Genomic DNA, 22,352 nt, shown 5'->3' with positions numbered 1-22,352 from the left:
CTGCACGCAGCGCCTAACTGTTTCGCATGGCCGATGGAACAACACCCTTCCGCCCGGCGATACCGCCCCGGCGCGCGGGCAAACCGCTGTCGCTGCTGCCCTTCCTGTGGATCAGCTGGCGCGATCCGATCCAGATGTGGTCCGAGCGGCATTTCACCGAGCCGCAACTGCATGGATCCTCGGCCTTTGGCGAAATCCTGGTGGTCAGCCATCCCGAGGGCGTGCGGCACGTCCTGACCGAGAACGCCGCCAACTATGTGAAGGGCGATCTGCAACGGCGTGTGCTGGGGCCGATGCTGGCGGAAGGCCTGCTGCTGACCGAGGGCGAGGTCTGGCGTCGCGCCCGGCGTATCCTCGCGCCCCTGTTCACCCCGGCCAAGATGGCGACGCTGAACGCCCGGATGGCCGAGGTCTGTCACGCGCGCGTGGCCGCCTGGTCGCTGTCGGCGCGCGGGCGGGTGCTGGATATCGACAGCGAGATGTCGGGCCTGACCTTCGACATTCTGTCGGCGACCATGTTCTCAGACGAGCTGGGCGGCGAGGCGCGCGGGTTCGAGCGGGCGCTGAACCAGTTTCTGGCCAACGGCGCGCGCATCGATCCGCTGGACGTGCTGGGCGCGCCGGACTGGGCCCCGCGCCTGGGCCGCCTGGCCAGTTTCCGCTCGGCCCGCTTTTTCGAGCAGCGCGTGACGAAGCTGGTCGAGGCCCGGCGCGCCCGCATCGACAGCGGCGACGCGCCGCCCGACGATCTGCTCAGCGCGCTTCTGTTGGCCAGGGATGACAACGGCGGTCCCGGCCTGACCGACGAAGAGGTCGCGGCCAACATCCTGACCTTCATTCTGGCGGGACACGAGACCACGGCCCGCGCCCTGGGCTGGACCCTGCATCTGCTGTCGCGCCAGCCCGAGTATCTGGCCCGGCTCCAGGCCGAGGCCGACGCCTTCGACGTCTCCGATCCGAAATGGGCCGAGGCCCTGCCTTGGACCCGCGCCGTGCTGGAGGAGACGATGCGCCTGTTTCCGCCCGCCCCGACCATGGCCCGCAAGGCCCTGGCCGCCGACGAGATCGGCGGACAGACGATCAAGGCCGGCGCCACCGTCATCATCTCGCCGTGGATCCTCCAGCGTCACCAGCTGCTGTGGGACGACCCCGACGCCTTCAAGCCGGAGCGCTTCCTGCCCGAGAACCGCAAGGCCATAGACCGCTACGCCTACATCCCCTTCAGCGCCGGGCCCCGCGTCTGCATCGGCGCCGCCTTCGCCCTGCAGGAGGCGATGATCGCGCTCGCCGCCATCCTTCGCGTCGCCGATGTCGAAGCCCTGACCACGGTCGAACCCCGTCCGGTCCACCAGATCACCCTGCGCAGCCGCGAGCCGATGCGATTGCGGCTGAGGGCGCGGCGCAGAGTCTGACCAAGCGGCGCCGTCGCCGTTCCGCCACGAACCGTCTATAGGTCGCGCCGATCTGCCCATTGGAGGTCGCCCTTGCGCACCGCCATCCTGCTCCCTCCGGGATGCCTGTTTTCCAAAGCCCAGCCGAACTCGATGGAGACGGTGGTGCGGACGATGGCGGGTGTCGGTCAGGGCGGCGAGACGCGCATCTTCTGCTGCCAGGGCGCGGAGGATGATCCGGCGCCGGGCGTGGACGCCCTGCCCACCGGCCGCAGCCGCATGCCAACCCTGATCGAGCGGCTGCGCGCCTTTCGGCCCGATGTGATCGAACATCATCAGCAGGTGAAACAGGCGTTGACGGTGCAGCAGGCCCTGCCCGACACGCCGCATCTGCTCTATCGCCATAACGCCCTGCGCCCGCCGCGCCACCCTATCGATCGATGGCGCTATCGGGCGCGTTATGAGCGGCTGGACGGCCTGATCTTCGTCAGCGTGGCGGAGCGCGACGCCTTTGTGCGCACCTTCCCCGATCTGCACGACCGGGCGTTCGCGGTGCCCAATCCCATCGACGCCGGCGCGTGGTTGGCCTCGCCCGAGGATCGACAGCCGGTGATCGCCTTCGCCGGGCGCGCCATGCCGGAGAAAGGCATCGATGTGTTGTGCGCGGCCCTTCCCGGCGTTCTGGACGCCCACCCCGACTGGCGCGCCGTGCTGATGCTGAACGACTGGGACGATCATGCGCGCTGGGCGGCCCGGCATGTCGCGCCGTTGGCGAGGTATGGCGACCGGGTGGAGGTGCTGAAGTCAGCGCCCTTGGCCCAAGTGCGGCGACGGATGCAGATGGCCGCCATCGCCCTGACGCCATCCGTCTGGAACGAGCCGTTCGGCCTGACGGCCGTGGAGGCCCATGCGGCGGGCGCAGCGCTCATCTCCTCCGGCCGGGGCGGCCTTCGCGAGGCCAGCGGCGATCACGCCCTCTATGTCGACGCCGTAACGCCTGCGACCTTGCGGTCAGCCATGGACCGCCTGATCCGCAACCCGGAGGAGCGCGTCGCCCTGGCCCGCGCAGGACAACGCTACGTCATGGATGTTCATACGCCGCAGCGCCGCGCCGCCGAACTGAAGCAGGTTAGGCAGGTTGTGAGGGACCGACGCCGATCGACGGCTGAACATGCCGCTCGGAAATCTGTCACATCGCCGCGATAGAGCCGGCCTGAAGTCCGGGAGCCTTCGATGACGACACTCGCCCTCTCTCGCCGTTCGATGCTGGCCGCCTTCGGGGGAGGCCTGGCGCTGTCGCACACCGGCCCCGCCCTGGCCCAGGCTGTCTTCGACACCAACCCCTTTCGACTGGGCGTCACGGCCGGCGATCCTCTGCCGGACGGCTTCGTCATCTGGACGCGACTTGCGCCCGATCCCCTCGCCTATGGCTCCGGCATGCCTCGCGCGCCTGTCGCCGTAAAATGGGAGGTCGCTGCCGACCGGGGCTTCAACACCATCGTCCGCTCCGGCGAGGCGATCGCGCGACCAGAACTGGGCCACTCCGTGCACGTCGAGGTCGAAGGGCTGGAGCCGGCCCGCCCCTATTTCTATCGTTTTCAATGCGGGACCGAACGCAGCGGCGTGGGCCGCGCCAAGACCGCCCCGCTGGTCGGCGCCTCGCCGGCTTCCGTCCGTTTCGGCGTCGCCGGCTGCCAGGCCTATGAGCAGGGCTATTACACCGCCCACCGCAAGATGGCGGCGGAGGATCTGGATTTTATCTTCTGCTACGGCGACTACATCTACGAAAATCGGGGCGACCCGATCTATCAGTCGGCCGCCGGCCCGCTGGACAATACGCGCGTCCACCTCGGTGGAGAGGTCTACAGCCTCGACGACTATCGCCGCCGCTATTCCCAGTACACGATGGATGCGGACCTGCTGGCCTCGCGCGCCTCGGCGGCTTGGTTCTGCACCTATGACGACCACGAGGTCGACAACGACTGGGTCGGCGACACAGACCAGGAAGGCTCTCCGCCAGAGGTCTTCCTGCTGCGCCGCGCCGCCGCCATGCAGGCCTTCTACGAGTTCATGCCGATGCGGAAGTCGGCCTTCCCGCGCGGCGCCGCCATGCAGGCCTATCGCCGGGCCCAGTACGGCGACCTGCTGGACGTGGCCTTCCTCGACACCCGCCAGTTCCGCTCGGACCAGCCCTGCGGCGGCCGCTTCAACGTCACCTGCCCCGGCATAGAGGCGACGGCGGCCCAGGTGCTGGGCGACGCTCAGGAGGCCTGGCTGCTGACCAATCTGGATCGCTCGAAGGCCCGCTGGAAGGCCCTGGCCCAGCAGGTCATGATGATGGACCTGAACCGCAACACCTCAGGCGGCCAGGGGGTCAACACCGACAGCTGGGCCGGCTATCGCGTGCCCCGCAATCGCCTGCTGCGCCACATCCGCGACCGCCGCATCGACAATGTGGTGGTCCTGACCGGCGACGAACATCAGAACTACGCCGGCGGCCTGTGGCTGGACGGCAGCCAGCCGGAAGGCGCGCCCATCGCGGTCGAGTTCGTCGGCACCTCGATCAGCTCGCGCGGCGACGGCTCGGATCGCGGCTCCGACTACGAGGCGTTCATGGCGGCCAATCCCCAGCTGAAGTTCCGAAACTCTCAGCGCGGCTACATGGTCTGCGAAGCGACGCCCAACCTCTGGACCACCCAGTTCAAGGTTCTGGACAAGGTGTCGGACCGCGACGGGACGCTCAGCCTGCGCCAGACCATGGTGATCGAGGCCGGCTCGAACACCCTTACAACCGCCTGAGCGGTCGGAGCCGGATCAGACGACCGGGATCGCCTGAGACAACCGCCCGCCGACCCGGATCGGCTCGACCCGCGTCGCCAGCCCCGTCCGGTCGTCCGTCTCGACGAAGACCCCGCACACGGTCGCCGGGCCGGAGGCCGGCATGTAGCGGCCGCCCGAAATCCGGGTGGTGAAACGGCGGAGCGGCTCTTCCTTCTCGTTGCCGATCACGCTGTCGTAGTCGCAGCAGCCACCGGCGTCGGTCTGATAGGCCGTACCGCCCGGCAGAATCTGGCAGTCGGCGGTGGGCACATGGGTGTGGGTGCCGACCACCAGCGACGCGCGCCCGTCGCAGAAATGGCCCATCGCCATCTTCTCGGACGTGACCTCGGCATGCATGTCCACGATAACGGCGTCCGCCACCGCGCCCAGCGGCGCCGCCGCCAGCTCGCGCTCCACTGCCCCGAACGGATCGTCCATCGGGTCCATGTGCACCCGGCCCAGCACGTTCATGACCAGGACCGTGCGCCCCGAATGGGTCTCGAACAGATTGGCCCCAGCGCCTGGCGCATCCATAAGACGCGGATAGTTGGCCGGCCGGATCAGGCGCGGCTCGCGCACAATATAGGTCAGGGCCTCGCGTTGGTCCCAGCTGTGGTTGCCCAGCGTCAGGCAGTCGGCGCCCGCCATGAACAACTCGCGCGCCGTGTTCTCGGTGATGCCGAAGCCGCCCGCGGCGTTCTCCGCATTCACGACCACGAAGTCGAGTTTCAGGTCCCGCTTCAGGCCCGGAAGATGATCGCTGATGCCGTCACGGCCAGACTTGCCGATGACGTCGCCGAAAAATGCCAGTCTCATGCGAAAGGTCTCATTCGAAAGCCGTATAGCCGGTCTCGGTCAGAACGCCATGCAGTCGAATGTCGTGCGGCTCCAGCGTCAGCCGTTCGACCCTTTGGCCGGCATAGGCGAAACCGATGCGGATGGCGTCGGGTCGCGCGGCGAAGGTCCGGTCGTAATAGCCGCCGCCCTGCCCCAATCGCCCGCCCTGATCGTCAAAGGCCAGAAGCGGCGTCAGGATCAGGTCCGGCGTGACGACCTCGGCCAGCGGCAGCGGCGCGGGGCATCCGGCGGCGTCCATCTCCAGCGGCTCGCCGGGCGACCAGGCGCGGAACTCCATCAGCGCGTCGCGCTGGACCACGACTGGCAGGCACAGCCGGCGGCCCGCCGCCTCCAGCGCCGCAGCCAAGGCGTCAGTGGCCAGCTCCGACCCCATGGCGCGATAGAGAGCGACGATTCGAGCGGCAGGAAGCGCATCGGCATGGTCCGCCGCCCGGCTGGCGGCCAGCGGGTCGGCCTCGGCCAGACGCTTGCGCAAGGCGCGGGCGGCCGATCGAAGTTCGTGCTTGTCCTGGATCATCGAACCGCCCCTACGCGTGCTCATGCAGGGAGCCGCCGCGCGGCGAGCGATAGCACATCACAGAGAGGAAGGTGGCGGCGCCGCGCGAACCGTGAAGAACGTTTAAATCCTCTCGACCTGGGTAGCCAGGTGGGCTCCGTATGCCCAAGCCCTCGAGCCCGGACAGGGACAGATCCCTATGAGTGAATTAAGGTCAGAAGGATATGTTGTCTTCGACGTGAGCCGCAGCAAGACCCGCCGTCGATCAAGATAGGCCTTCGCCGGCCCCGACGCCAGCATCCGCAGCGGAATAATCGACTACAGGTTTTGGGCGATCTTTTCGATCCGCGCGGCGACGGCGTTCAGCGCCTCGGCGACCCCGTCCGTCACGGCCGGAGCCGGGGCTGTCGCTGACGAAGGCCCCGCCTTGCCGGCGTTCAGCCGCGCCTCATGCAGTTCGTCGGCCAGGATCAGCGCGGACATCAGAAACAGCCGCAGATCGCCGACATGGCCCACGTCGCCTGCGACCTGGCGCACCTGGTTGTCGAACTGTTTCGCCAGGATGCGGACCCGCTCTTCCTGCCCGTCGGCGCAGCCCACCGCATAGGGGCGACCGTTGACCTCGACCGTCACCGTCGCCATCAGCCGGCCTCGCTTTCGGCCAGGACTTCGCGCACGGCCTGGGCGGCGCGGCCCAGCGCCTCGGACGCCTCGCGCCCGGCGGCCTCCAGTTCGGCGACCCGCTGAGCATCGGCACGCGGCGCGAACAGATCGTCATCCGCGATCGCGGGCGCCGAGGCGGGCCGCGCCTTCAGCTCCAAAATCTTGCGTTCCAGTTCGGCCAGGGCGCGATCGATACGCGCCCGTGCGGCCGTGGTGGCGTCTGCCATCGGTCGCTCCTTTAGATTCCGTATAGAAGCCGACGACGCGCCGGGGTAAAGGGGCGCGCCCCCTTTTTCCGCCTTCCCAACAGAGGTCTCCACAGTGACCGACGCCAAAACCGCACCAAAGGCCACGCACGAGCAGATGGCGAACGCCATCCGCGTCCTCGCCATGGACGGCGTCGAGAAGGCCAAGTCCGGCCACCCCGGCATGCCGATGGGCATGGCCGACGTCGCCACGGTGCTGTTTTCACGCTTCCTGAAGTTCGACGCCTCGCGCCCCGACTGGGCCGACCGCGACCGCTTCATCCTGTCGGCCGGCCACGGCTCGATGCTGATCTACGCCCTGCTGCATCTGACGGGCTATAAGGGCGCGACGAAGGAAGAACTGTCCAACTTCCGTCAGTGGGGCTCCAAGACCGCCGGCCACCCGGAATACGGCCATATGCCGGGCGTCGAGGTCACGACCGGCCCGCTGGGCCAGGGCCTGGCCACCTCGGTCGGTTTCGCCATGGCCGAACGCCATCTGGCGGCGAAGTATGGCGACGAGCTGGTCGATCACCGCACCTGGGTCATCGCCGGCGACGGCTGCCTGATGGAAGGCGTGTCGCAGGAAGCCATCGCGCTTGCCGGCCGCTATAAGCTGAATAAGCTGCACGTCCTGTGGGACGACAACGAGATCACCATCGACGGCAAGGTCTCCCTGTCGGATGCGACCGATCAGAAGGCTCGCTTCAAGGCCGCGGGCTGGGCGGTCAAGGCGATCGACGGTCACGACATGAACGCCATCAAGGGCGCGATGAAGTGGGCCATGCGTCAGGACAAGCCCACCCTGATCGCCTGCAAGACCAAGATCGGCAAGGGCGCCGCCACGATGGAAGGCAGCCACAAGACCCACGGCGCGGCCCTGGGCGCCGCCGAGATCGCCGCCACGCGCCTCGGCCTGGCCTGGGATCACGATCCCTTCGAAATGCCCCAGACGATCGCCGACGCCTGGAAGAAGGTCGGCCGTCGCGGCGCCAAGGACCGCAAGAAGTGGGAAGCCCGCCTCGCCGCCTCGGCCCAGGCCGCCGACTTCACCCGCGCCATGAAGGGCGACCTGCCCGAGGCCGCCTTCGACGCCCTGAACGCCAAGATCGCCGAACTGGTCGAGACCCAGCCGGCCCAGGCGACGCGCCAGTCTTCGGGCGCGGCGCTCGACGAACTGTTCGCCGCCATTCCCGAACTGGTCGGCGGCTCGGCCGACCTGACCGGCTCGAACAACACCTTCGTCAAGGGCACGCCGATCCTGGATGCGCCGACCTATGAAGGTCGCTACGTCAACTGGGGCATCCGCGAGTTCGGCATGGCCGCGGCCATGAACGGCCTGGCCCTGCACGGCGGGGTCATCCCCTACGGCGGCACCTTCATGGTGTTTTCCGACTACAGCCGCCCGGCCATCCGCCTGGGCGCCTTGATGGGCGTGCGCGCCATCCACGTCCTGACGCACGATTCGATCGGCCTGGGCGAAGACGGCCCGACGCACCAGCCGGTCGAACATCTGGCGGCGCTGCGCGCCGTTCCGAACCTGCTGGTCTTCCGTCCCGCCGACACCATCGAGGCCATGGAATGCTGGCAGATCGCCCTGCAGACCAAGACCGCGCCGTCGGCCCTGGCCCTGTCGCGCCAGAAGACCCCGGCCGTCCGCACCGTCGCCGCGACCGAAAACCTGTCGGCCAAGGGCGCCTATGAGATCAAGGCCGCCAACGGCGAGGCCAAAGTGACCCTGTTCGGCACCGGCACGGAACTGGCCCTGGCGCTGAAGGCCGCCGAGACGCTGGAGGCCGAGGGCGTGGCGACCCGCGTCGTCTCGGTCCCCTCGTTCGAACTGTTCGAACAGCAGGACGCCGCCTACCAGGCCTCGGTCATCGGCCGCGGCACGGTCCGCGTCGCCGTGGAAGCCGCGATCAAGCAAGGCTGGGAACGCTTCATCGGCGAAGACGGCGCCTTCATCGGCATGACCGGCTTCGGCGCCTCGGCCCCGGCCGAGGTTCTGTACGAGAAGTTCGGCATCACCTCGGACGCCATCGTCGCGGCGGTCAAGGCGCGGCTGTAATGCGGCGCGCGGCGATCTTGGCGTGTCTTACGCTACTCGCCGCTTGCGGGCGGTCGACTGCAGCGGACGCCCAGGTCGCACTGACTTTCTCACCAGACCTCGCCGACGGTTTCGCGGCCCTGCCCCGTATCAATGCCGATACGCCGCAGGCTCGGGCGATCAATAGTCGGCTCGACCTCAGGGACGCTCAGGATCGGGAGAGCCGATCAGAGTGCCTCACGATGAAGGCTGAAAACGACAACGTGGAGTGGGTACGTTTGGTCGAAGTCCCCATGACAGGACCACGTTTTATCAGCCTGCTCATCTCCAAGGGCGATTATTGCGGAGGCGCCCATGGGAACTGGGAGCAGATGTCGATGACCTTCGACCTCTCAACTGGCGAGGCGCTCGATTGGTCGACGATGCTACCCGAAAACATGGCCTTGCCGCGTTACGAGGCCACCGATCACTGGCCCCAACTTCTTAGATCTCGGTCGCTCAAGGTCTGGTATGGCCAACAGGCCAGCACGCAAAGGCGTCAAGCTGGCGAAGATGATTGTGCCGAAGTCTTGCTGGATACCGAGCCTTTGGATGCCTGGTTGGACGCGGAGAAGGGCGGACTGGCTCTAAAGGTAGTCGGTTTGGCCCATGCGGCCTCGGCTTGCGCCGAAACCGTCGTCATGCCGCCGAACGAACTCCGCAAACACGGAGCAGCGGCCGAGCTTGTCGAAGCCCTTGAAAACGCACATCGCGATGGCCGCTGGCGCCGCTTCCCCCGCTAAATTTTCACGGAATGATCATGAAACTCGGCACCCCGCTTTCCGACACCGCCGTGCGCGTCATGCTGCTGGGCTCGGGCGAACTGGGCAAGGAAGTCGCCATCGAGCTTCAGCGGCTCGGCGTCGAGGTCATCGCCGTCGATCGTTATCCCAACGCACCGGCCATGCAGGTGGCGCACCGCAGCCACGTCATCCCCATGACCGACGCCCAGGTGCTGAACGGCGTCATCCTGGCCGAGGCCCCGCATTTCATCGTGCCCGAGATCGAGGCCATCGCCACCGAGGTTCTGGCCGATATCGAGGCCGCCAGCATGGCGACGGTCTCCCCGACGGCTCGCGCGGTGCAGCTGACGATGAACCGCGAGGGCATCCGCAAACTGGCCGCCGAAGCGCTGGGCCTGCCCACCAGCGCCTACGCCTTCGCCGGCTCGGCCGAGGAACTGGCCGCCGGGGCCGAGGCCGTCGGCTATCCCAACTTCGTCAAGCCGGTCATGTCCTCATCGGGCAAAGGCCAGTCCTTCGTCGAAGGCGCCGATGAAATCGCCGACGCCTGGACCTACGCCCAAGACAGCGGCCGCGTCGCCGGGGCCCGCGTCATCGTCGAGGGCCGGATCGACTTCGACTTCGAGATCACGCTGCTGACCGTCCGCTCGCGCGGCGCCGACGGCACGACCCGCACCGATTTCTGCGCGCCCATCGGCCACCGCCAGGTCAAGGGCGACTATGTCGAGAGCTGGCAGCCGCAGGCCATGACGCCCGCTGCGCTGACCGCCTCCCAGGACATCGCCGCCAAGGTCACCGCGGCCTTGGGCGGTTACGGCGTCTTCGGCGTCGAACTGTTCGTCAAAGGCGATCAGGTCTGGTTCTCCGAGGTCTCTCCTCGCCCCCACGACACCGGTCTGGTCACCCTGGCCAGCCAGACACAAACCGAGTTTGCGCTGCACGCCCGCGCCATCCTGGGTCTGCCCATCGACGTGACCCAGCGCGAGCCCGCCGCCAGCGCCGTCATCTATGGCGGCATGGACGCGCAAGGGATCGCCTTCGAGGGCGTCGCAGAGGCCCTGTCGGTCCCGACCGCCGACCTGCGTCTGTTCGGCAAGCCCGAGGCCTTCGAGCGCCGCCGCATGGGCGTGGCTGTCGCCCGCGGCGCCGACGTTGAACAGGCCCGCGAACGCGCGCGTGAAGCCGCCGGACGGGTCAAGGTCGTTCGGAACTGACACCTCCGTCTCCTCCCCGCTAGCGGGGAGGGGGGCCGCGAAGCGGTGGAGGGGTTCCTGAAGTCCCATTGGCGCTCGTGATGCTGTGGAGAACCCCTCCGTCTCTCCGCTGCGCTTCGAGCGAGCTCCCCATGAATGGGGAGGAGACGTATTTCTACGACTTTAGTCGATTGGCCTTGTCCCGCATTGTGGTGCAAACCAAGGGCGAGGGCCGCAGTCAGCCGGCCGGGAGGGATCTGTCGTGGGCAAACTCAGCACACCCATAATCTTCGGCGCCATCGCCATCTTGGGGGCGGTGTCCCTCGGCATCATCGCCCTGCATCAGGGCGAAAGCATCAGCGCGGTCTGGATGGTGGTCGCCGCCGTCTGCACCTATGCGATCGCCTATCGGTTCTACAGTCGCTACCTGGCGAACAAGGTCATGCAGCTGAACCCCGCGCGGCTGACCCCGGCCATGCGCCGCAACGACGGGCTGGACTATGTGCCGACGCCCAAGAACGTCCTGTTCGGCCACCACTTCGCCGCCATCGCCGGCGCGGGTCCGCTGGTCGGGCCGGTGCTGGCCGCCCAGATGGGCTATCTGCCGGGGGTCCTGTGGATTTTGGTCGGCGCCGTGCTGGCCGGCGCGGTGCAGGACATGATGGTCCTGTTCATGTCCACGCGTCGCGACGGTAAGTCGCTGGGCGACATGATCCGCACCGAAATGGGCAACATCCCCGGCATCATCGCCCAGGTCGGCGTTTTGATGATCATGGTCATCATCCTGGCGGTTCTGGCCCTGGTGGTGGTCAAGGCCCTGGCCGAAAGCCCGTGGGGAACCTTCACCGTCGCCGCCACCATCCCCATCGCCATCTTCATGGGCCTGTACACCCGCTTCCTGCGGCCGGGCCGCGTGGGCGAGGTGTCGGTGATCGGCGTCGTCCTGCTGATCCTGGCCATCATCGGCGGCGGCCACATCGCGGCTGATCCGTTCTGGGGCCCGGCCTTCACCCTGACCGGCCCGACCCTGGCGATCCTGATGATGGTCTATGGCTTCATCGCCTCGGTCATTCCGGTGTGGCTGCTCCTGGCGCCGCGTGACTATCTGTCGACCTTCCTGAAGATCGGCGCGATCGTGGCCCTGGCCGTCGGCATTCTGATCGTGCGCCCGCACCTGCAAATGCCGGCCATCACCCCCTTCATCGACGGCACCGGCCCGGTCTTCGCCGGCGCCCTGTTCCCCTTCCTGTTCATCACCATCGCCTGCGGCGCCGTGTCGGGCTTCCACGCCCTGATCTCCTCGGGCACCACGCCCAAGCTGCTGGAGAACGAAGCCCAGATCCCGATGATCGGCTATGGCGCCATGCTGTGCGAAAGCTTCGTCGCCGTCATGGCCCTGATCGCCGCCACGGTTCTGGACCCGGCCGTCTATTTCGCCATGAACAGCCCGGTCGCCGTCATCGGCAAGGATGCGGCCTCCGCCGCCGCCGCCGTGGCCCAGTGGGGCTTCCACATCACGCCCGGAGAGCTTGAGCAGCTGGCCCGCGACGTGGGCGAACATTCGATCCTGTCGCGCGCAGGCGGCGCCCCGACCCTGGCGGTCGGCATGGCGCACATCCTGTCCGGCGTGATCGGCGGCAAGGCCATGATGGCCTTCTGGTATCACTTCGCCATCCTGTTCGAGGCCCTGTTCATCCTGACCACCGTGGACGCCGGCACCCGCGTCTGCCGCTTCATGATCCAGGATCTGCTGGGCGTCGCCGTGCCCAAGATGCGCGAGACCAAGTCGTGGGGCGCCAACGTCGTCGCCACGGCCCTGACGGTCGGTCTGTGGGGCTATTTCCTCTATACCGGAGTGGTGGATCCGCTTGGCGGCATCAACAGCCTGTGGCCCCTGTTCGGCATCGCCAACCAGATGCTGGCCGCCGTCGCCCTCATCCTGGGCACCGTCGTCCTGTTCAAGATGAAGCGCGAGAAGTTCGCTTGGGTCATGGTCGTTCCCGCGACCTGGCTGCTGATCTGCACCCTGACGGCGGGCTTCCAGAAGCTGTTCCACCCGGATGTCCGCATCGGCTTCCTGTCCCACGCCCGCAAGTATCAGGAGGCGCTGGGCGCCGGCGAACTGATCGCCCCGGCCAAGTGCATCGGCGACATGCACCGCATCGTGGTCAACGACTACGTCAACTCGACCCTGACGGCGGGCTTCCTGTTCGTGGTCGTCACCATGGTCGTCTATGGCGTCCTGGCGTGCCGCAAGGCCTATGCGAACAACCGCCCGACGGTCCGCGAATATCCGGAAAGCCACCAACTGACGGCGGCCGACGAGGCGGCGGATGCAGCCCGTGCCTAACCCGTCGCAAGACGACCTGCTGTGCCTGTGTCGCGACGCCGCCCTGCGGTGGGGTCGCGGCGTCCGGCGCACGGCCGGCGCCATGATCGGTCAGCCGGACTATCAGGCCTATGTCGATCACGCGGCGGCGACCCATCCCGACCAGCCGCCGCTGGACAAGACCGCCTTCTTCCGCCTGCACGAGCAGCGCCGCTTTGGCGGCGCCGGCGGGTTCAAATGCTGCTGATCTAGAGGCCGCTGGCGGGGGTGTCGGCCCTCGCGCGATCCTCGGCCTGAAGGGCGGCGATCGCCGTCTCCAGTGTCGGATCGTCGCCCGCGCGGCGCTGGGCCACGGTGCGGGGCGCGGCGATGTCCGGCGTGACCCCCCGCTTCTCCAGCCGAATCCCGCCCGAGGTCACGAAATCCGCCCGGCTCAGCGTCAGCCGCCCGCCGTCCGGTAGATTAGTCTCCTGGGCGATCAGCACCGATCCCCCCGTCTTCTCGCCCACCACGATGCCGCGCCGCGCCTCCTGCAAGGCGGCCGGCGTCAGTTCAGCGGCGCTGCGGCTGCCCTGGTCCACCAGAACCGCCACATCATTGGCCAGGGGATCGCGCCGATCGCCGCAGTCGCCAGCCGCCCTCAGCACCACCGGCCGACCGCTGCGCCCCGTCCGCGTCGCCCAGACCTGATCGCGCGGCAGGAAACAGGTCAGGACCGATTCCGCCTCCATCAGCCGCCCACCGGGATTGCCACGCAGGTCCAACACCACGTCCACATCCGGCGGCAGGCCTTCCAACTCGCTGCCCATCCAGGCGCCCAGGCCTTTGTCGAACTGCTCGACGCGCAGCACCAGCACCCCCGGCCGCGACTTGTCGGCTGTGAACGGCTCGATGGCCTCCATCACCCGCGGCGTCAGGGCGATCTCGCGCCTCTGTCCCGCATCGTCGGTCAGGACCAACTGCACCGGAACCCCGTCATAGGTCTCGACATCCGGTCCCCAGGGCTTCCCATCGACCGACTTCAGGGCCCAGCCCATCTGCACGCCCGCCGCCTCGGCCGGCGAGCCCGGCCGGATGCGCTCGACGGTCCAGTCGTCCGGCGTCTCGCCCCGCATCAGGGTCAGGCCCATGACGGCGCGCCGAGCGAACTGCGCCTCCTGACGCCGCACCGCCGCCGGCGGACTGGCCGCCGCATGACCGTCGTCCAGCAGATCCAGCATCGCATTGATGACGCGGTACAGCCCCCGCTCGTCGCTCGCCGCCAGGGCCTGGGGCCGGAACGTCGCCCGCGCGGCGTTCCAGTCCACGCCGTGCAGGGTCGGATCATAATAGCCCCGCCGCACCTCGCTCCACACCCGGTCGAACACCCGCTGATTCAGCCTCACGCGGTCACGCGAGGACGCTGCGGCGACGGTCGGATCGACAACCAGCGAATCGACCGGTTGGGCCACGGCCGGACCACTCAACGGCAGGCCGAGCAACAGAAGGCTGAAAAGCCGGGAAGAAACGCTCAGATGCATGAACTCCATCTGACGTCAGTCGCCCGCTTCGCTCAAGTCACGACTGCGCGCTATTCCGGCACCCGCGTCCCGTCCCAGGCGAAGACGCCGCCGCTGTCGGCCGGGGTCAGGTTCGACAGCACGGACAGCAGCCGCTCGGCGGAATAGTCGGCCGTGAACAGCTTGCCCTGCGCCACCCCCTTCTGGAACGGCGCGCTCAGGTCGGTCGCCACCGTGCCCGGATGCAGACCGGCGATCACCGCCTGCGGATGGCTGCGCGCCATCTCGACCGACAGATTGCGCAGGATCATGTTCAGCGCCGCCTTGGACGCCCGATAGGCGTGCCAGCCGCCCAGTCGATTGTCGGCGATCGACCCCACCCGCGCCGACAGGGCCGCAAACACCGCCCGCCGATCGCGCGGCATCAGCGGCAGCAGATGTTTCGCCGCCAGCGCCGGCCCCACCGCATTGACGCGGTAGTCCCGCAACATGTGTTCCGCATCCAACTGACGAAACGACCGCTCCGGCTGAAGTCCGTCGTGCAGCACCCCGGTCGCCACGACGATCAGGGTTGGGACCGGTCCCTGGCCGATCCGTTCGGCGGCGGACGTCAGACTGGCGTCATCCTCCAGATCGGCCGCCAGCCCTAGGGCGCCCGCCACATCCGCGCCCGACCGCGACACGGCCCACACCGTCTCGAACGCGCCGTCCGCCAAGATCCGCTCGACCATCGCCCGGCCGATGCCGCCCGTCGCCCCGATCACCACACCCGATCCGTTCATCGCGTCTCCCTTCCGCGTTCGTCCCATGATAGGGGCGCGGCATGAGCATCACCACGGTCGGCCTCGATGCCGACGACACCCTCTGGCACAACGAGACGATCTTCCGCCTGACCCATGCGCGGTTCGTCGATCTTCTGGCCGACCACGGCGACGAGGCGACTATCGAGGCGCGTTTAGCCGAAACCGAGCAACGCAACCTGCGGCTCTATGGCTACGGCATTAAGGGCTTCACCCTGTCGATGATCGAGACGGCGATGGAGCTGACGAACGGCGAGGCTCCGCCCCATGTCGTGCGCGAAATCTTGGCCGCCGGTCGCGAGATGCTGGCCCACCCGGTCGAGACCCTGCCCGGCGTGGACGCGGTCGTCGCCGAGCTGTCCGAGAAATACCGTCTGGTCCTGATCACCAAGGGCGACCTGCTGGATCAGGAGCGCAAGCTGGCCGCCTCAGGCCTGGGCGACCTGTTCAGCGCCGTCGAGATCGTCTCCGAAAAGGATCGCGCCACCTACGAGCGGGTCTTCACCCGCCACGGAACCGGCCCCGCCGAGGCCGTCATGGCCGGCAACTCCATGAAGTCCGACGTCCTGCCCGCCATCGCCGCCGGCGCCTTCGGCGTCCACATCCCCTACCCCGTCACCTGGGCCCACGAACTGGCCGACGCCCCGGAGAATGAGCCCCGCTACGTCTCCCTCGCCCGCATCGACGAACTCCCCGACTGGATCGCGGCGATCGCGGATGCTTAAGGTCTTGCCCCCTGGCCCCTCCCTCTCTAAACGGGCCGCTTAACCGACAAGCAGACGTGAGCGTCGCAGGGCCAGGCTCTGCGGGGACTTCTCGCGCGCGTAGAGAACGACAGAGAACGAAGGACGACGCACTCCCTTGGACGCCTCGGACATTTGTCATGACGAACGCGACGCCATGGTGCGCGCGGCGCTGGCCGAACAGGGCGACAGCGGCGTGACGCCGCGCCATACGCTGTTCTATTTCTATGGCGAGGGCGACCACGGCGACCTGAACGAAGTCGCCCGGCGCGCCGGCTTTCTGACGCGCGGCGCCGACGACATGACGGTGCTCGAAACGACCATGGCGGTGGACGAGGCGTCTTTTGCGGCGACCTCGGCCATGATGCAGACCTGGGCCGCGGCCTTCCAGCTGGAGTATGACGGCTGGGAATGCGCGGTCGTGACCCACTAGCGTTCAATAAGAAGAAGAGCTGGCGATGCCCAAGCGCACAGACATCAAGTCCATCCTCATCATCGGCGCCGGCCCGATCGTCATCGGCCAGGCGTGCGAGTTCGACTATTCCGGCGTTCAGGCCTGCAAGGCGCTGAAGGCGGAAGGCTACCGGGTCATCCTGGTCAACTCGAACCCCGCCACCATCATGACCGACCCGGAGGTGGCCGACGCCACCTATATCGAGCCGATCACGCCCGAGATGGTCGAGAAGATCATCATCAAGGAAAAGCCCGACGCCCTGCTGCCCACCATGGGCGGCCAGACCGCGCTGAACACCGCCCTGGCGCTGCATGAATCGGGCGCGCTGGCCAAGCACGGCGTCGAAATGATCGGCGCCAAGGCCGAGGTGATCGACAAGGCCGAGGACCGCCAGAAGTTCCGCGACGCGATGGATAAGCTGGGTCTGGAGAGCCCCCGCTCCAAAGCCGCCCATTCGATGGAAGAGGCGCTGGAGGGGCTGGAGTTCGTCGGCCTGCCCGCTGTCATCCGCCCGTCCTTCACCCTGGCCGGCACCGGCGGCGGTATCGCCTTCAACCGCGAGGAGTTCGAGGAGATCGTCCTGCGCGGCCTGGACCTGTCGCCGACCACCGAGGTGCTGATCGAGGAATCGGTCCTGGGCTGGAAGGAATACGAGATGGAGGTCGTCCGCGACACTGCGGACAACTGCATCATCATCTGCTCGATCGAGAACGTCGATCCGATGGGCGTCCATACAGGCGACTCCATCACCGTGGCCCCCGCCCTGACGCTGACCGACAAGGAATATCAGCGGATGCGGACCGGCTCGATCAATGTGCTGCGCGAGATCGGCGTCGAGACGGGCGGCTCGAACGTCCAGTGGGCGATCAACCCCGCCGATGGCCGCATGGTCGTGATCGAGATGAACCCGCGCGTGTCGCGCTCGTCAGCGCTTGCGTCCAAGGCCACCGGCTTCCCCATCGCCAAGGTCGCGGCGCGTCTGGCGGTCGGCTACACCCTGGACGAACTGACCAACGACATCACCCAGGTCACGCCGGCCAGCTTCGAGCCGTCGATCGACTATGTCGTCACGAAGATCCCGCGCTTCGCCTTCGAGAAATATCCGGGATCCGAGCCCCTCTTGGGCACCTCGATGAAGTCGGTGGGCGAAGTGATGGCCATCGGCCGCACCTTCCAGGAATCGATGCAGAAGGCCCTGCGCGGGCTTGAGACCGGTTTGTCGGGCTTCGACGAGATCGAGATCGACGGCGTCGCCGATGTCGAGGACGCCTCCGCCGCCCGCGCCGCCGTAGTCCGCGCCCTGGGCGTCCCCACCCCCGACCGCATCCGCGTCATCGCCCAGGCCTTCCGCCACGGGCTGACGGTGGAAGAGGTCCAAGCCGCCTGTTCCTACGAGCCCTGGTTCCTGCGCCAGATCGCCGACATCGTGCGCGAGGAAGGCCATGTGCGGGTCAAGGGCCTGCCGACCGACCCGACCGAGTTCCGCCGCCTGAAGTCCAAGGGCTTCTCCGACGCCCGTCTGGCTCAGCTGACCGGCCAGAGCGAAAAATCCGTCCGGACCGCTCGTCGCGGCCTGAACGTCCGTCCGGTGTTCAAGCGGATCGACACCTGCGCCGCCGAGTTCGCCAGCGCCACCGCCTATATGTATTCGACCTATGAGACCGGCGCTCTGGGCCAAATCCCCGAGTGCGAGTCCGAGCCGACGAACAAGAAGAAGGCCATCATCCTGGGCGGCGGTCCGAACCGGATCGGCCAGGGGATCGAGTTCGACTACTGCTGCTGCCACGCGGCCTTCGCCTTCGACCAGATCGGCGTCGAGAGCATCATGGTCAACTGCAACCCCGAGACCGTCTCGACCGACTACGACACCTCCGACCGCCTGTATTTCGAGCCGCTGACGGCCGAGGACGTGCTGGAGCTGATCGAGGTCGAGCGCTCGAACGGCGAGCTGATCGGCTGCGTCGTCCAATTCGGCGGCCAGACCCCGCTGAAGCTGGCCCACGCCCTGCAGGAGGACAACATCCCCGTCCTGGGCACCAGCGTCGACTCCATCGACCTGGCCGAGGACCGCGAACGCTTCCAGCAGATGCTGGAAGGCATCGGCCTGCGCCAGCCGCCCAACGGCCTGGCCCGTTCGGCCGAGGAGGCCGCGCGGAAGGCCGAAGAGGTCGGCTACCCCGTCGTCCTGCGCCCCTCCTACGTCTTGGGCGGTCGCGGCATGATGATCGTCCACGACCGCGAGCAACTGGACCGATACGTCCACGAGGCCATGCGCGTCTCGGGTGACGATCCCGTCCTGATCGACCACTATCTGAACCGCGCCACCGAGGTGGACGTGGACGCCCTTTGCGACGACGAGACGGTCTTCGTCGCTGGCGTCCTGGAACATATCGAGGAAGCCGGCGTCCACTCGGGCGACAGCGCCTGCTCCATGCCGCCCTTCTCGTTGCGGCCCGAGATCGTGCACGAGTTGAAGCGTCAGACCACCGAAATGGCCAAGGCCTTGAAGGTGCGTGGCCTGATGAATGTGCAGTTCGCCATCGAGGAGCCGCACAGCGAAAGCCCGCGCATCTTCGTGCTGGAGGTCAATCCGCGCGCCAGCCGCACTGCCCCCTTCGTGGCCAAGACCATCGGTCAGCCCATCGCCTCGATTGCCGCCAAGGTCATGGCCGGCGTGCCGCTGAAGTCGTTCGGTCTGACGGACAAGCCCTACGACCATATCGCGGTTAAGGAAGCGGTCTTCCCGTTCGCCCGTTTCGCCGGGGTGGATACCGTCCTGGGCCCGGAAATGCGCTCGACCGGCGAGGTCATGGGCCTGGATTTCAAACGGCCGGGAGAGGCCGATATGGCCCCCGCCTTCGCCCGCGCCTTCGCCAAGTCCCAGATCGGCGGTGGGACCACCCTGCCGACCTCGGGCTGCGCCTTCATTTCGGTCAAGGATGAGGACAAGCCCTTCATCGTCGACGCCGCCCGGACGTTGCTGGCCGAAGGCTTCAGCCTGATGGCCACCGGCGGCACCCATGCCTATCTGGTCGAGCAGGGGCTGGAGGTGAAGCTGGTCAAGAAGGTGCTGGAAGGCCGCCCGCATATCGTGGACGCGATGAAGAACGGCGAGGTCCAGCTGGTCTTCAACACCACCTCGGGCAAGCAGTCGCTGCAGGACAGCTTCAGCCTACGCCGCACCGCCCTGATGATGAAGATGCCCTACTACACCACCACCGCCGGCGCCCTGGCCGCGGCCCAGGCCATCGGCGCGATCAAGGCCGGCGACCTGGATGTTCGGGCGATCCAGGACTACGCCTGACGTTGACGAAATCTCCGGTTTTCGGCCGCACGCTGCAAGGCTGTAGCGGCCGAACGCCGGAGATGCGCCGATGTCCAATCTCGACCTCGCCCTGATCGCCATCCTGTGCGGCGAAGTGCTGGGGTTTCTCGCCTTCGCCAGGGACAAGCAGCGCGCCAAGGCCGGCCTGTGGCGCACGCCGGAATCGACGCTCTTGCTGTTCGGCCTGATCGGCGGGCTGGGCGCGTGGATGGGTCAGCAAATCTTACGCCACAAGACCCGCAAGGAGCCGTTCGGGACGCAGTTCGGCCTGGTCGTCCTGCTTCACCTAGTCCTGCTTGTGGGCGCCGCCGCCTGGGTCATTCTGTAGCGCGACCGTCTTCGCCCGCCCCATCCTCGCCGGCCACGATCCGGGTCGCGGCCAGGTCGGCGGTGACGTTGCCGACGGTGCGGAAGATGTCGGGGATGACCTCGACCGCCAGCAGCAGCGGCAGCACGCCCAGCGGCAGGCCCATGGCCAGACAGATGGGGCCGATGGCGGCGAAGAAGCTGACCTGACCTGGCAATCCGACCGAGGCGATGGACACGGCGATGGCCGTCAGACCGCCGGCGATCAGCACGCCGAGCCCCAGCTCCACCCCGTGCAACTGCGCCACATAGAGGCAGACCGCCAGGTTGGCGACGGGGCTGGTGATGCGGAAAACCGCCACCGCCAGCGGCAGCACCAGACCCGCCGACGTCTGCGGCACGCCCAGCCAGTCGCGCGCGCGCTCAATCATGACCGGCAGGCTGGCCAGCGACGACTGGGTCGAGACGGCGACGACCTGGGCCGGGGCCACGGCGCGCGCGAAACGGGCCAGCGAAATCCGTCCCCACACGATCGCCACGACATAGATGATCAGGATCAGCCCAATCTGGCTGAGGCAGACGATGGCGACATAGTGGGCCAGCGTCCCCGCCACCCCCAGGCCCGCGCGCAAACCCACGCCCAGCGCCAGTGCAAACACTCCGAACGGCGCGGCGAGCAGCACCCAGTGGACGATGACCACCATGGTCTCGGCCACGGCCTCGAAGAAGCCGGCCAGGGGCCGACGCAGCTCGGCCTTGATCCGCGTTGCGGCGAAGCCGAAGGCGACGGCGAAAACCACCACCGCCAGCACCCCGTCGTCGGACGCCGCCTTGATGACATTGGCCGGTGCCAGACTGGCCAGGAAGGCGCGCAGGCCATCCGTGCGCGCCGCCTCGCCCACGGTCGCCAAGGATTCGGCGCTGACGCCCGCCAGCAGGCCACGCCCCGCCTCGGGATTGATTGGCCAGACCGCCAGCAAGCCCAGCCCCGCCAGGATCGCATAGATCGTCGCCCCGACCAGCAGCACCGCGAACACCACCAGCGACCGCACCGCGATCCGGCCCGTCGCCGCCGCATCGGCGATGGAGACGATGCCGGTCACCAGCAGGCTGAACACCAGGGGAATGACGGTCATGCGCAGGGCGTTCAGCCACACCTGGCCCAGGCTCTCGACGATGCCCAGGGCGCCGGTCAGCCAGGCGGCCTGCGACCCTTGCGCCAGGGCGCCGACGACGACGCCGGCGACCAGGGCCGCGATGACGAAAAAGCTCAGGGAGGTGAAGAAGGCGGCGATGCGGGATTGGCTCATGCCATAGCGCTAGCACCGCTTGGCGCATCGCGCGCGCCAAACCTTCTGTCGGTCGCTGACAGTTCATGTCGTCGCAGGGCGAACCCTGGTCGTGCACCGTGCGTTGGAAGGGCGAAAGGAACTGCATCATGTCCCGCCTGCACAAACTCGTCCCCCTCCTCGGCAGCCTGCTGCTGTCCAAGGGCGGCCGTCGCGTCGCCGGTCGTCACGCCGGAAAACTGGCCCTGGCGACCCTGGCCTATGAGGTCTGGCGCAGCCGCCGCGAAGGCGCCAAGCCCAAGGTCGCGCCGCAACCGCGCGGACGCTGGAGCGGTCGCCGCCCGCGCTGAGGCCGCAATCGCCGCTCGACTTCTGGGGCGGCGTTGCGAATAGTCACGCCTCGCCGCCCGGAGCCGCCCCATGATCAAAGTCCACCATCTGAACGACAGCCGCTCGCAACGCGTCCTGTGGCTGCTCGAAGAGCTGGGCCTGGACTATGAGGTCGTGCGCTACGAACGAAACCCTGGAAACCGGCTGGCGCCCCCAGAACTGCTGGCGATCCACCCGCTGGGCAAGTCGCCGGTCATCGAGGACGGCGCGGTCAAGGTCGCAGAGACCGGGGCCATCGTCGAATATCTGCTCGATACCTACGGCCAAGGTCGCCTGCGTCCGGCGGCGGGAACCGAAGACGGCCGTCGCTTCACCTATTGGCTGCACTATGCTGAGGGGTCGGCCATGCCGCCCCTGCTGCTGAAGCTGGTCTTCAGCATGCTGCCGCGCCGCGCGCCCGCCCTTCTAAAGCCAATCGTCAATGGCGTCGCCAACAAGGCGATCACCAGCTTCGTCGATCCGCAACTGCGCACTCACGTCGGCTTCTGGGAGGACGAACTGGGCCGGTCGGAATGGTTCGCAGGCGACCAGTTCACCGCCGCCGACATCATGATGAGCTTTCCGGTCGAGGCGGGCGCCGACCGCGCCTTCGATGCCGAGACCAAGCCCCGTCTGAAGGCCTTCTTGAGCCGCATCCATGCGCGGCCCGCCTATCAACGCGCGCTCGAGCGGGGCGGTCCCTACAGCTACGCGTGATCGGATCGTGATCGCGACGGCGCAAC

The 22,352-nt window shown here is 67.6% G+C and carries 21 protein-coding genes and 1 other RNA gene; 14 read left to right on the top strand and 8 right to left on the bottom strand.

Features of this window, described 5'->3' with window-relative positions:
- Positions 1–26 precede the first annotated feature (26 nt).
- The 3 genes from LG306_RS06275 (at position 27) to LG306_RS06265 (ending at position 4,190) form a co-directional block, all read left to right on the top strand.
- On the top strand, positions 27–1,412 hold the full coding sequence (locus LG306_RS06275) for a cytochrome P450 (protein WP_404419069.1): 1,386 nt from the start codon (positions 27–29) through the stop codon (positions 1,410–1,412).
- 72 nt (positions 1,413–1,484) lie between these two features.
- A complete protein-coding gene (locus LG306_RS06270; protein ID WP_404419067.1) occupies positions 1,485–2,597 on the top strand; it encodes a glycosyltransferase family 4 protein in 1,113 nt (370 codons plus the stop codon).
- Between the two features lie 27 nt (positions 2,598–2,624).
- A complete protein-coding gene (locus tag LG306_RS06265; protein ID WP_404419065.1) occupies positions 2,625–4,190 on the top strand; it encodes an alkaline phosphatase D family protein in 1,566 nt (521 codons plus the stop codon).
- A gap of 15 nt (positions 4,191–4,205) precedes the next feature.
- On the opposite strand, the gene LG306_RS06260 is transcribed toward LG306_RS06265, so the two are convergent.
- The 5 genes from LG306_RS06260 to LG306_RS06240 all read right to left on the bottom strand — a co-directional run bounded on the left by LG306_RS06260 (position 4,206) and on the right by LG306_RS06240 (position 6,455).
- Entirely contained in the window at positions 4,206–5,027 is an 822-nt protein-coding gene (locus LG306_RS06260; RefSeq protein WP_017504752.1) for a TIGR00282 family metallophosphoesterase, read from the bottom strand.
- A gap of 10 nt (positions 5,028–5,037) precedes the next feature.
- Positions 5,038–5,610, bottom strand: a complete 573-nt coding sequence (locus LG306_RS06255; RefSeq protein ID WP_404419063.1) for a 5-formyltetrahydrofolate cyclo-ligase — start codon at positions 5,608–5,610, stop codon at positions 5,038–5,040.
- A 49-nt stretch (positions 5,611–5,659) separates the two neighbouring features.
- Positions 5,660–5,820: non-coding RNA, 6S RNA (gene ssrS / locus LG306_RS06250), on the bottom strand.
- Positions 5,821–5,883: 63 nt separating this feature from the next.
- Positions 5,884–6,207, bottom strand: coding sequence for a cell division protein ZapA (locus LG306_RS06245; RefSeq protein WP_404419062.1), 324 nt, complete (start codon positions 6,205–6,207; stop codon positions 5,884–5,886).
- Positions 6,207–6,455 carry a hypothetical protein gene (locus LG306_RS06240; RefSeq protein ID WP_404419060.1) on the bottom strand — a complete coding sequence of 83 codons (249 nt, stop codon included), beginning with the start codon at positions 6,453–6,455 and terminating at the stop codon, positions 6,207–6,209. The genes LG306_RS06245 and LG306_RS06240 overlap by 1 nt, the downstream gene beginning before the upstream one ends.
- A 136-nt stretch (positions 6,456–6,591) precedes the next feature.
- Between LG306_RS06240 and tkt the strand changes: the two genes are divergently transcribed.
- The 5 genes from tkt (at position 6,592) to LG306_RS06215 (ending at position 13,071) form a co-directional block, all read left to right on the top strand.
- Positions 6,592–8,541, top strand: coding sequence for a transketolase (gene tkt / locus LG306_RS06235; protein ID WP_404419658.1), 1,950 nt, complete (start codon positions 6,592–6,594; stop codon positions 8,539–8,541).
- Between the two features lie 221 nt (positions 8,542–8,762).
- The gene (locus tag LG306_RS06230; protein ID WP_404419058.1) at positions 8,763–9,302 is read left to right on the top strand and encodes a hypothetical protein; all 540 of its coding nucleotides are present in this window, start codon (positions 8,763–8,765) and stop codon (positions 9,300–9,302) included.
- Between the two features lie 11 nt (positions 9,303–9,313).
- Positions 9,314–10,516, top strand: coding sequence for a formate-dependent phosphoribosylglycinamide formyltransferase (gene purT / locus LG306_RS06225; RefSeq protein WP_404419056.1), 1,203 nt, complete (start codon positions 9,314–9,316; stop codon positions 10,514–10,516).
- 241 nt (positions 10,517–10,757) lie between these two features.
- A complete protein-coding gene (locus LG306_RS06220) occupies positions 10,758–12,845 on the top strand; it encodes a carbon starvation CstA family protein (protein ID WP_404419054.1) in 2,088 nt (695 codons plus the stop codon).
- Positions 12,829–13,071, top strand: a complete 243-nt coding sequence (locus LG306_RS06215) for a YbdD/YjiX family protein (RefSeq protein WP_404419052.1) — start codon at positions 12,829–12,831, stop codon at positions 13,069–13,071. Before LG306_RS06220 ends, LG306_RS06215 begins: the two co-directional genes overlap by 17 nt.
- Before the next feature lies 1 nt (position 13,072).
- Here the strand turns inward: LG306_RS06215 and LG306_RS06210 are convergent, their stop codons facing one another.
- Together LG306_RS06210 and LG306_RS06205 are read right to left on the bottom strand one after the other, a co-directional pair.
- Positions 13,073–14,344: a S41 family peptidase gene (locus tag LG306_RS06210; protein WP_404419050.1), complete on the bottom strand. Its 1,272-nt coding sequence runs from the start codon at positions 14,342–14,344 to the stop codon at positions 13,073–13,075.
- Positions 14,345–14,394: 50 nt separating this feature from the next.
- Positions 14,395–15,105, bottom strand: a complete 711-nt coding sequence (locus LG306_RS06205) for an SDR family NAD(P)-dependent oxidoreductase (RefSeq protein ID WP_404419048.1) — start codon at positions 15,103–15,105, stop codon at positions 14,395–14,397.
- Between the two features lie 41 nt (positions 15,106–15,146).
- Between LG306_RS06205 and LG306_RS06200 the strand changes: the two genes are divergently transcribed.
- The 4 genes from LG306_RS06200 (at position 15,147) to LG306_RS06185 (ending at position 19,973) form a co-directional block, all read left to right on the top strand.
- Positions 15,147–15,848: an HAD family hydrolase gene (locus LG306_RS06200; protein ID WP_404419046.1), complete on the top strand. Its 702-nt coding sequence runs from the start codon at positions 15,147–15,149 to the stop codon at positions 15,846–15,848.
- A 136-nt stretch (positions 15,849–15,984) separates the two neighbouring features.
- Complete coding sequence (locus tag LG306_RS06195) at positions 15,985–16,299, top strand: ribonuclease E inhibitor RraB (RefSeq protein WP_235559244.1); 315 nt, start codon at positions 15,985–15,987, stop codon at positions 16,297–16,299.
- Positions 16,300–16,324: 25 nt separating this feature from the next.
- Entirely contained in the window at positions 16,325–19,624 is a 3,300-nt protein-coding gene (gene carB, locus LG306_RS06190) for a carbamoyl-phosphate synthase large subunit (protein ID WP_404419044.1), read from the top strand.
- A 70-nt stretch (positions 19,625–19,694) separates the two neighbouring features.
- A complete protein-coding gene (locus tag LG306_RS06185; protein WP_404419042.1) occupies positions 19,695–19,973 on the top strand; it encodes a DUF1294 domain-containing protein in 279 nt (92 codons plus the stop codon).
- On the opposite strand, the gene LG306_RS06180 is transcribed toward LG306_RS06185, so the two are convergent.
- Entirely contained in the window at positions 19,963–21,261 is a 1,299-nt protein-coding gene (locus LG306_RS06180; RefSeq protein WP_404419040.1) for a dicarboxylate/amino acid:cation symporter, read from the bottom strand. The two genes, LG306_RS06185 and LG306_RS06180, sit on opposite strands and share 11 nt — an antisense overlap.
- Positions 21,262–21,389: 128 nt before the next feature.
- On the opposite strand from LG306_RS06180, the gene LG306_RS06175 reads away from it, so the two are divergent.
- Positions 21,390–21,590 carry a cysteine protease gene (locus LG306_RS06175; protein ID WP_404419038.1) on the top strand — a complete coding sequence of 67 codons (201 nt, stop codon included), beginning with the start codon at positions 21,390–21,392 and terminating at the stop codon, positions 21,588–21,590.
- 70 nt (positions 21,591–21,660) lie between these two features.
- The gene (locus tag LG306_RS06170) at positions 21,661–22,326 is read left to right on the top strand and encodes a glutathione S-transferase family protein (protein ID WP_404419036.1); all 666 of its coding nucleotides are present in this window, start codon (positions 21,661–21,663) and stop codon (positions 22,324–22,326) included.
- The last annotated feature ends 26 nt before the right edge of the window (positions 22,327–22,352 follow it).

Origin of the sequence: Brevundimonas vesicularis, from assembly GCF_044807075.1 — a bacterium.
GTDB classification, from domain to species: Bacteria; Pseudomonadota; Alphaproteobacteria; order Caulobacterales; family Caulobacteraceae; genus Brevundimonas; species Brevundimonas vesicularis_G.
This window is presented reverse-complemented; position numbering and strand designations above follow the sequence as displayed.